The sequence below is a fragment of the Nocardia sp. NRRL S-836 genome, from assembly GCF_001279525.1.
Classification (GTDB): domain Bacteria; phylum Actinomycetota; class Actinomycetes; order Mycobacteriales; family Pseudonocardiaceae; genus Lentzea.
In genome coordinates this window covers 1-10,486 of sequence record NZ_LGDY01000161.1, presented here as the reverse complement: position 1 = coordinate 10,486, position 10,486 = coordinate 1, and the positions used below count along the sequence as shown (strand labels likewise).

The following is a 10,486-nucleotide window of genomic DNA, read 5'->3' as shown; positions in this document are numbered from 1 at the left end:
TGCGGTGATGGTGGGGTTGGCGGCGTTGTGGCGTTCGGTGGGTGTGGTGCCGTCTGCGGTGGTGGGTCATTCGCAGGGTGAGATCGCGGCTGCGGTGGTGTCGGGTGGTTTGTCGTTGGCCGACGGCGCGCGGATCGTGGCGCTGCGCAGCGCGCTGATCGCACGCGAACTCAGCGGCCGGGGCGCCATGCTGTCGGTCGCCGCGTCCGCTGCACGGGTGGCCGAACTGGCCTCCGGCGCCGACGTCGCTGTGGTCAACGGGCCGGCGGCCGTGGTCGTGGCCGGCGCACCCGACGTGATCGCCGAGGTCGCTGCCCGGTGCGAGCGCGACGGACTGCGGCACCGGATGCTGCCGGTGGACTACGCCTCGCACAGCTCGCAGGTCGCACGGATCGAGGACGCGCTGCTGGGCCAGCTGGCCGACGTCGTCCCGGTGTCCGGCACGGTGCCGCTGTACTCCACCGTCACCGGTGGCCTCTGGGACACGGCCGGAATGGACGCCGGGTACTGGTACCGCAACCTGCGCCGTCCGGTGCTGTTCGCCGACACCGTGCGCGCCGTGGCCGACGACCTCAAGTCCGTGATCTTCATCGAGGTGAGCACACACCCGGTCCTGGTGTCCGCCATCGAGGACACCCTGGCGGACGCGCCGGTGGCCGCGCTCGGCACCCTGCGCCGCGACGAGGGCGACCTCACCCGGTTCCAGTCCGCCGTCGGCCACGCGCACGCGCTGGGCGTCGCCGTCGACTGGACCGCTCTGCTCGGCCCCGACGCCACACGGGTGCCGCTGCCCGGTTACGCGTTCCAGCGCAGGCGGTTCTGGCTCGGCACCGACCAGGGGACCGACCCCGGCGGCCTCGGCCTGGCCGCCACCGGCCACCCCCTGCTCACCGCCGCAGTCGGGTCGGCGACCGGTGACGGCGTGCTGCTCACCGGCCGGGTCGGCCTGTCGTCGCACCCCTGGCTGGCCGATCACACGGTGCTCGGCACCCCGATCCTGCCCGGCGCGGCCCTCGTCGAGCTGGCCCTGCACGCGGGGGACCACCTCGGCCTGCCGACCGTCGACGAACTGGTCGTCGAGGCGCCCCTGGACCTGACCGAGCCCAGGCAGCTCCAGGTCAACCTGCACCGCGACGAGTACGGCCGCGGCCAGGTGACCATCCACTCCCGTGCCGGCGACGGACCGTGGACGAAGCACGCGAGTGGCGTGCTCAGCGGTGATCACCGCCAGGAAGCCGCGGACACCGGGCCGTGGCCCCCGGCGGGCGCCGAGCCCGTGGACGTCACCTCGGCCTACGCCTCGCTGGCGGACCGAGGTCTGCGCTACGGCGCGGTGTTCCAGGGGATGACCGCGGCCTGGACCCGTGACGACGCGCTGTACGCCGAGGTGGAGCTGCCCGTCGAGCCCGACCCGGGCTTCGGCCTGCACCCGGCGCTGCTCGACGCCGCACTGCACCTGTTCGCGCACTTCGCCGACGCCGTGCGCCTGCCGTTCAGCTGGCACGGCGTCCGGCTGCACGCGGTCGAGGCGACGAGGCTGCGGGTCCGCCTGACCCCGGTGGGAGAGGGCGCGGTCGAGGTGCGGGCCACGGACCCGGCGGGACAGCCGGTGTTCACCGCGGACGCACTCATCACCCGGCCCGCCGGGCCCGCGGTCCGCACCCCCGGCAGCGATCTGCTGCTGGAGGAGACGTGGCGGCCGGTGGCGCTGCCCGCGGGCGGCGAGGTGCTGTCCACATTGGACGACGAGCGGCCCGGGCCGCTGGTGCGGTGGGACCTAGAGGCGGTGGCTCTGCCCAGGGACGACCAGGCGGGGGTGGTGAACCGGCGGGACCTGGTGGCTGTGGCTCGGCCCGAGGACGACCAGGCGGAACTGGTGAACCGGCGGGACCTGCCGGAGGTGGCCCCGCCGGACGCAGGGACGCCACCAGCGGGTGCCGCCGCAGCCCCACAGGACGGCGGCAGGCCGTCGGCGGCCTCGGACGTCCCCGCCATGAGCGCTGTCCTGGACAACCACCACCTGGGGCCGGGAGAAGCCGTCCGGCACGCCGTCGCGCAGGCCCTCGCCGCCGTCCGCCGGTTCCTCGCCGAGGACCGGTTCGCTGGCTCCACCCTCGTGGTGACCACTCGGAACGCCGTCGCTGCCGCACCCGGTGACCGGGTCGACCCGGCCGCCGCGGCGGTCTGGGGGCTGGTCCGCTCCGCCCAGTCCGAGCACCCCGGCCGGATCGTGCTCGTCGACGGGACCGGCGTCACGGCGGTGCCGGACGGGGAGCCGCAGCTCGCCGTCCGGGACGGCGGTGCGCTGGTGCCGCGGCTCGCCCGGTTCACCTCGCCGGTCGGGGACGCACCGTGGCGGACCGGCGGGGCCGTGCTGGTCACCGGCGGCACCGGTGTGCTGGGTGCGGCGCTCGCGCGACACCTGGTGGCCGAGCACGGCGTCCGGCACCTGGTGCTGACCAGCCGGCGTGGCATCGAAGCGCCCGGCGCGCGGGAGCTCGTAGACGAGCTGGCCGAGTCGGGTGCCGATGTGCGGGTGGTCGCCTGCGACGTGGCGGACCGCGCGGCCGTCGCCGGGTTGCTGGCGGGGCTCGACCAGCCGCTGACCGCCGTGGTCCACACCGCCGGGGTGCTCGACGACGGGACCGTCACCGGTCTCACCGACGAGCAGGTCGAGCGGGTCCTGCGGGCCAAGGTGGACGCCGCCTGGCACCTGCACGAGCTGGCCGGGGACCTGGACGCGTTCGTGCTCTACTCCTCGCTGGCCGGGCTGATCGGCAGCGCCGGCCAGGCGAACTACGCAGCGGCCAACGCCTCGCTCGACGCGCTGGCCCGGTACCGGCGTGACCTCGGGTTGCCCGCGACCTCGCTGGCATGGGGGCTGTGGGCCCAGGCCAGCGGGATGACCGGCCACCTCGGCGGCGCCGACCACGCCCGGCTGGCCCGCGACGGTCTCGCCGCGATCGACACCCCGGCGGGGCTCGCGGCCTTCGACGCCGCCGTTGCCGCCGACCGGCCGGTGCTGGCCGTGACACCGCTGGACCTGGACGCGGTGCGGACCGGGGAGGTGCCCGTGCTGCTGCGGGGCCTCGTGCCACCGGCCCGGCGGCGGGCTGCCTCCGGTGACGCCGCCGACCTGGCCGAACGGTTGCGCGCGCTCGCCGAGCCGCAGCAGCTCGCCGCGCTGCTCGACCTGGTGCGCGGCCACGTCGCCACCATCCTCGGCCACGCAGACCCGGCCTCGGTGCCCGCCGACCAGGCGTTCCGCGACCTCGGGTTCGACTCGCTGACCTCGGTCGAGCTGCGCAACCGGTTGTCCAAGGCCGTCGACGTCCGGCTGCCGGCCACGCTGGTGTTCGACCACCCCACGCCCGCGGCGCTGGCCGCGTTCCTGCGCACCACCCTGGGCGTCGGGCCCGCGACCCCGGTCACGACCACCGCGACGGTTCACGCGGCCGGCGAACCCATCGCGATCGTCGGCATGGCCTGCCGGTTCCCCGGCGACGTGCACGACCCCGAGCAGCTGTGGGAGCTGCTGGCGGACGGGAGGGACGGGCTGTCGGCGTTCCCGGCGGACCGGAACTGGCCGTCACTGGACTCCGTTCCCACCGGGCTCGGCGGGTTCCTGGCGGACGCGGCCGACTTCGACCCCACCTTCTTCGGCATCTCGCCGCGTGAGGCGGTGGCGATCGACCCGCAACAGCGACTACTGCTCGAAGCCGCGTGGGAGGCGGTGGAACGCGCGGGCATCGACCCGGTGTCGTTGCGCGGCAGCAACACCGGCGTGTTCGCGGGATCCATGTACCGCGACTACAGCGCCCGTTTCACCGGCACCACCGGCGGCTACGAGGAGGTGCTCGGCGCCGCCAACGCGGGCGGCGTGCTGTCCGGCCGCCTGTCCTACGTGCTCGGGCTGGAGGGACCGGCGGTCAGCATCGACACCGCCTGCTCGTCGTCACTGGTGGCGACGCACCTGGCGGGTCAGGCGCTGCGCGGTGGTGAGTGCGACCTCGCGCTGGCGGGCGGTGTCACGGTGATGGCCACCCCGGACACGTTCGTGGAGTTCGCCCGGCAGGGCAACCTGGCACCGGACGGCCACTGCAAGGCGTTCGCCGCCGCGGCCGACGGCACCGGCCTGTCGGAAGGCGTCGGTGTGCTGCTGCTGGAACGGCTGTCCGACGCACGGCGCAACGGCAGGCGGATCCTGGCCGTGATCCGGGGCAGCGCGGTGAACCAGGACGGTGCGAGCAACGGTCTCACCGCGCCCAACGGCCCCTCACAGGAGCGCGTGATCCGGGCCGCGCTGGCCTCCGCCGGACTCGCGCCGCGGGACGTGGACGCGGTCGAGGGTCACGGCACCGGTACGACGCTGGGTGATCCGATCGAGGCGCAGGCGTTGTTGGCGGCCTACGGGCAGGATCGGCCGGTGGACCAGCCGTTGTGGCTCGGCACGGTCAAGTCCAACATCGGCCACACCCAGGCCGCCGCCGGTGTTGCCGGAATCATCAAGATGGTGCAGGCGATGCGGCACGGCGTGCTGCCCCGCAGCCTGCACGTGGACCAGCCCAGCGCCGAGGTCGACTGGGAGTCCGGCGCGGTCCGGGTGCTGGCGGAGCAACGGCCGTGGCCCGAGGTGGACCGGCCGCGCCGCGCCGGCGTGTCTTCGTTCGGCATCAGCGGCACCAACGCCCACGTGATCGTCGAGCAGGCGGTGGAGCACACCGCGGAACGGCCGCAACCGCCCACCGCGACCACACCGCTCGTGCTGTCCGCCCGGACCCTGCCCGCCCTGCGCGCGCAGGCCGGCCGGATCGCCGCGCACCTGCGCGAACGTCCCGAGGTGCCGGTGGCGGACGTCGGCTTCTCACTGGCCACGACGCGCACCGCCTTCCCGCTGCGAGCCGCTGTGACCGGCGCGGGCCGGGCCGAGCTGCTGGACCGACTGACCGAGTTCGCCGCGACCGGTCACGGCGTGACCGCCCGGCAGGGCGGCCTGGCCTTCCTGTTCTCGGGGCAGGGCGGGCAGCGGGTGGGGATGGGACAGGGGTTGTACCGGGCGTATCCGGTGTTCGCGCGGGCGTGGGATGCGGCGTTGGACGCGGTGGACGCCGAGCTGGCGGACTGGGTGCCTTTGCCGGTGCGGCTGGTGCTGGTCGAGCGGCCGGAGTTGCTTGACCGGACGGACTACGCGCAGGCGGGGTTGTTCGTGTTGCAGTCGGCGTTGTTCCGGCTTTTCGAGTCGTGGGGTGTGGTTCCGGACTGGTTGGTGGGTCATTCGGTGGGGGAGATCGCGGCGGCGCACGTGGCCGGGGTGTTCTCGCTGCAGGACGCGGCTCGGCTGGTCGCTGCGCGTGGGCGGTTGATGGCCGCGTTGCCCGAGGGCGGCGCGATGATCGCGGTCCAAGCCACCGAGGACGAACTGCGAGCGGCACTGGAGGGCGAGGACGACCTCGGTCTCGCGGCGGTCAACGGCCTGGACGCGGTGGTCGTGTCCGGCAGCCGGGTGGCGGCGGAGGCCGTGGCGGCCAGGTTCGCGGCACTGGGCCGCCGGACCAAGGCACTGCGGGTCAGCCACGCTTTCCACTCGCCGCTGATGACGCCGGTGCTCGACCGGTTCCGCGAGGTGCTCGCGGGACTTTCCTTCGGCGAGCCCGGTGTGCCGATCGTGTCCACCGTGACCGGGCGGCAGGTCACCTCCGAGATGTCCGCGGAGGAGTACTGGCTGCGGCACGTCACCGACCCGGTCCGCTTCCACGCAGCGCTGACCGAGGTCGACCGCCACCCGGTGACGGGACTTCTGGAGATCGGGCCGGACGGCGTGCTGGCGGGACAGGCCCAGCGCGTGCTGGAGGACCGGGTCGTGGCAGCAGCGCTGCGGGCGGGACAGGACGAGGAGCACAGCGCGGTGACAGCGCTCGGGGCCATGCGCGCAGCGGGCCACGAGCCGGACTGGACGTCGGTCTTCCCCGGCGCGCGCGTGGTGGACCTGCCGACCTACCCGTTCCAGCGCGAGCGCTACTGGCTCGACAGCGCACCGGTGACCGGGGTTCCCGCCGCCGTCGGCCAGCAGCCCGCGGACCACCCGCTGCTGGGTGCGGCCGTGCCGCTGGCCCAGGACGGTGCGACGGTGTTCACCGGGCGGCTGGATCCGGACGCGCCGGGCTGGCTGGCTGAGCACCGCGTGCTCGGCAGGGTGGTCCTGCCCGGTGCCGCGCTGGTGGAGCTGACCCTGCACGCCGCGGCGCGCGCCGGAGCGACGACCGTCGAGGAGCTGCTCGTCGAGTCCCCGCTGGAACTGGACGGACCGCGGCAGGTCCAGCTGACCGTGTCCACAGTGGACGACCGGACCACCGTCCTGGTGCACTCCCGGCCGGACGACCCGCACGCGGAGTGGACCCTGCACGCCACCGCCACGCTGGTGGACGCGCCCGCGCCGGCGGCGGTTCCGATGGGCGTGTGGCCACCGCCGGGTGCGGAACCGGTCGAGCTGAGCGAGCTCTACGCCGACCTGGCCGACCGCGGCCTCGACCTCGGCCCCGTGTTCCGCGGACTGCAAGCTGTCTGGCGGCACGGCGAGGACCGGTACGCCGAGGTGGCCGTCGACCAGGACGGCTACGGCGTGCACCCGGCCCTGCTGGACGCGGCGCTGCACCCGGCCGCGCACGCCGACCACGAGCTGAGGCTGCCGTTCGGCTGGAACGGCGTCCACCTGCACGCCACCGGTGCGCGGGTGCTGCGGGTGCGGCTGACCAGGCACGAGGGGCATGCGCTGACCCTGCACGCGGAGGACCCCGCGGGGCGGCCCGTGCTGACCGTCGACCGGCTCACCACCCGGCCGGTCAGCGCGGACCAGCTCGCGAGCCGGCCGCGCACCACCGGCGCCGTGCACGTGCTCACCTGGCAGCCCGTGGACGTCCCGTCGTCCGGGGGCGCCGGTGTCCGCGTGCTGGTGGCACCGGAACCGGTTGCCGGGCCGGTGTCCGAGCCGCCGGTCGCCGTCCGCGAGGCGCTGACCGCGGTGCTGACCCGGCTGCGGGACGCGCTGGCCGACCCCGGCGAGGGCGAGGCGATCGTGGTGCGCACCACCGGGGCGGTCGCCCTGGACGACCGGGAGGCGCCGGACCTGGCCGCGGCCGCGGTCTGGGGCATGGTGCGGTCCGCTCAGGCCGAACACCCCGGCCGGATCGTGCTCGTCGACGTGGAACCGGGCGTGGAACCGGACCTGGCCGCGCTCGCGGCCGCCGGAGAGCCCCAGCTCGCGGTGCGGGCGGGCGGGGTGAGCGCTCCCCGGCTGGCTCCCGCGCCGGCCGCGGCGGACAGCTCGCCGTGGACGCCGGACAGCCGGGTGCTGATCACCGGGGCGGCGGGCGCGCTCGGCTCGGTGATCAGCCGGCACCTGGTTCGCGCACGCGGTGTGCGGCGGCTGGTGCTGGTGAGCCGCCGCGGGGTGCCGGCGGAACTGGTCGACGAGCTGACCGCCCACGGCGCGGAGGTCGTGGCGGCCGCCTGCGACGTGGCCGACCGCGCGGCGATGACCGAGCTGCTGGCCGAACACCCCGTCACGGCGGTGGTGCACGCGGCCGGCGTGCTCGACGACGGCGTGCTGACAGCGCTGCGGCCCGAGCAGTTCGACGCGGTGCTGCGGGCCAAGGTGGACGCCGCGTGGCACCTGCACGAGCTGGTGGGACCGGTCGAGGCGTTCGTGCTGTTCTCGTCCGTGGCAGGCCTGCTGGGCGGTTCCGGTCAGGCCAACTACGCCGCGGCGAACGCCGCGCTGGACGCGCTCGCCGTCCACCGCGCCCGGCTGGGGCTGCCCGCCCGATCGCTGGTGTGGGGGCCGTGGGCCGGCGGTGGCATGGCGGAGCGGCTGCCGGCGGCCGACCGCGACCGGCTGCGCAGGACGGGGTTGCGGCCCATCACCGACTCCGAGGGCGCCGCGCTGTTCGACCTCGCGCTGGCCGGCGTGGAACCGGTGGTCGTGACAGCCCCGCTCGACCGGGCCGCACTGCGTGCCGCAGAGGTGCCCGCGGTGCTGCGCGGACTGGCTCCCGCGGCGCCGCGCCGCGCCGCCGCCGAGCCGGTGGCGGATCTGGCCGACCGGCTGCGCGGTCTGGGTGAGCGGGAGCAGAACCAGTTGCTGCTCGACGTGGTGCGCGGCGAGAGCGCCGCGGTGGTCGGCCACCGCGACCCGTCGGTGATCGACCGGGACCAGGCGTTCCTGGACCTGGGCTTCGACTCGCTGTCGGCCGTCGAGCTGCGCAACCGGCTCGCGGCGATCACCGGCCTGCGGTTGCCGGCGAGCCTCGTGTTCGACCACCCCACGCCCGCCGCGCTGGTGAAGCACCTGCGCGGGCAGCTCGCACCGGAACCGGTGGACGTGGTCCGCCTGAAGATCGACGAGATGGACGTGCTGCTGGCGGACGCCGCGCTGGACGCGCGGGCCCGCGGCCAGGTCACCGAGCGGCTGGAGCGGATTCTCGAGCGCTGGCGCGACGTCGGTGACGCGGCAGACGAATCCGATTTGGACAGTGCGAGCGACGAGGAGCTCTTCCGGCTCGTCGACGCCACCGGAAAGGACTGAGGGGATGTCCAACGAGGAGAAGCTCCGCGAGTACCTGAAGAAGGCGATCGCCGAGACCCGGCAGGCCCAGAGCCGGTTGCGGGAGCTGGAGGAGCAGGTCACGGAGCCCATCGCGATCGTGGGCATGGCCTGCAGGTACCCCGGTGGCGCCGGCACGCCCGACGAGCTGTGGGAGCTGGTGCACGAGGGCAGGGACGCGATCGGCGAGTTCCCCGCGGACCGCGGCTGGGACACCGAGCGCATCCACCACCCGGACCCGGAGCACAACGCCACCAGCTACACCCGCAACGGCGGTTTCCTCTACGGGGCGGGCGAGTTCGACGCCGGGTTCTTCGGGATCTCACCCCGCGAGGCACAGGCCATCGACCCGCAGCACCGCCTGCTGCTCGAGACCTCCTGGGAGGTGCTGGAGCACGCCGGGATCGACCCGAGCGGCCTGCGCGGCAGCCGGACCGGCGTGTTCGCGGGCGCCATGTACCAGGACTACGCACCGCCGGCCGGGCAGGCACCGCCGGAGGTCGAGGGCCTGCTGGCGGCGGGCACAGCCGGGAGCGTGGTGTCCGGACGGGTGGCCTACACCCTGGGGCTGGAGGGTCCCGCCGTCACGGTGGACACCGCGTGCTCGTCGTCGCTGGTGGCCATCCACCTCGCGGCGCAGGCACTGCGTGGCGGTGAGTGCGACCTCGCTCTGGCGGGCGGTGTCACCGTCATGGCGACGCCGACGGTGTTCCTGGAGTTCAGCAGGCAGCGGGGGCTGGCGCCGGACGGGCGGTGCAAGGCGTTCGCGGACGCCGCCGACGGCACCGGTTGGTCGGAGGGCGTCGGCCTGGTCGCGTTGCAGCGGCTGTCGGACGCCCGTCGCGACGGACGGCGGATCCTCGCCGTGGTCCGGGGCAGCGCGGTGAACCAGGACGGTGCGAGCAACGGTCTCACCGCGCCCAACGGTCCCTCGCAGGAGCGCGTGATCCGTGCGGCGCTGGAGGCTGCGGGGCTATCGGTGTCCGATGTGGACGTTGTCGAAGCGCACGGAACCGGTACGCCGCTGGGTGATCCGATCGAGGCGCAGGCGTTGCTCGCGACATATGGGCGCGGCCGGCCGGAGCACCGTCCACTGTGGCTCGGCTCGATCAAGTCCAACATCGGGCACACGCAGGCGGCGGCCGGTGTGGGTGGTGTCACGCAGGCGGCGGCCGGTGTGGGTGGTGTGATCAAGATGGTGCAGGCGATGCGTCACGGTGTCCTGCCCGGCACTTTGCACGTGGATGAGCCGACGCGGCAGGTGGACTGGTCGTCGGGCGGAGTGCGGTTGCTGACCGAATCGCGGCCGTGGCCGGAGGTGGATCGGCCTCGGCGGGCCGGTGTGTCGTCGTTCGGGATCAGTGGCACCAACGCGCACGTGGTCCTGGAGCAGGCGCCTGTGACCGAGCCGGTCGCGGTTCGTGATCTTCCGGACGTCGTGCCGTGGGTGGTGTCCGGGCACAGCGAAGAGGCGGTGCTCGCCCAGATCGCCAAGCTCACCGGCCACTTGGCGGACCGGCCGGACGTGCACCCCGCGGACGTCGCGTTCTCGCTGGCCACCGCACGGGCGCAGCTCGGTGTGCGCACGGCGGTGGTCGGCAGGGACCTCGCGGAGCTGGCAGGGCGGCTTCGCGCCGTCACCCCTGAGGACACCGTGCGGGTCGTCGGTCCCGATCCCGACGTGGTGTTCGTGTTTCCGGGTCAGGGTGCGCAGTGGGTGGGGATGGCGGCGGGGTTGTTGGAGTCGTCGTCGGTGTTTCGTGATGTGTTGGTGGAGTGTGACAGGGCGTTGTCGTCCTTTGTGGACTGGTCTGTGGTGGATGTGGTGCGGTGTGTGGCGGGTGCGCCGGGTTTGGATCGGGTTGATGTGGTGCAGCCGGTGTCGTT

The 10,486-nt window shown here is 74.4% G+C and carries 2 protein-coding genes; both read left to right on the top strand.

What is annotated here, in order from left to right:
• The first annotated feature begins 7 nt into the window (after positions 1 to 7).
• Positions 8 to 8,581 (top strand): type I polyketide synthase, encoded by an 8,574-nt coding sequence (locus ADL03_RS41760; RefSeq protein WP_053739196.1) that lies wholly within the window; start codon positions 8 to 10, stop codon positions 8,579 to 8,581.
• A gap of 4 nt (positions 8,582 to 8,585) precedes the next feature.
• The coding region (locus tag ADL03_RS41755; protein WP_157529743.1) for a type I polyketide synthase at positions 8,586 to 10,486 on the top strand (1,901 nt) is incomplete at its 3' end.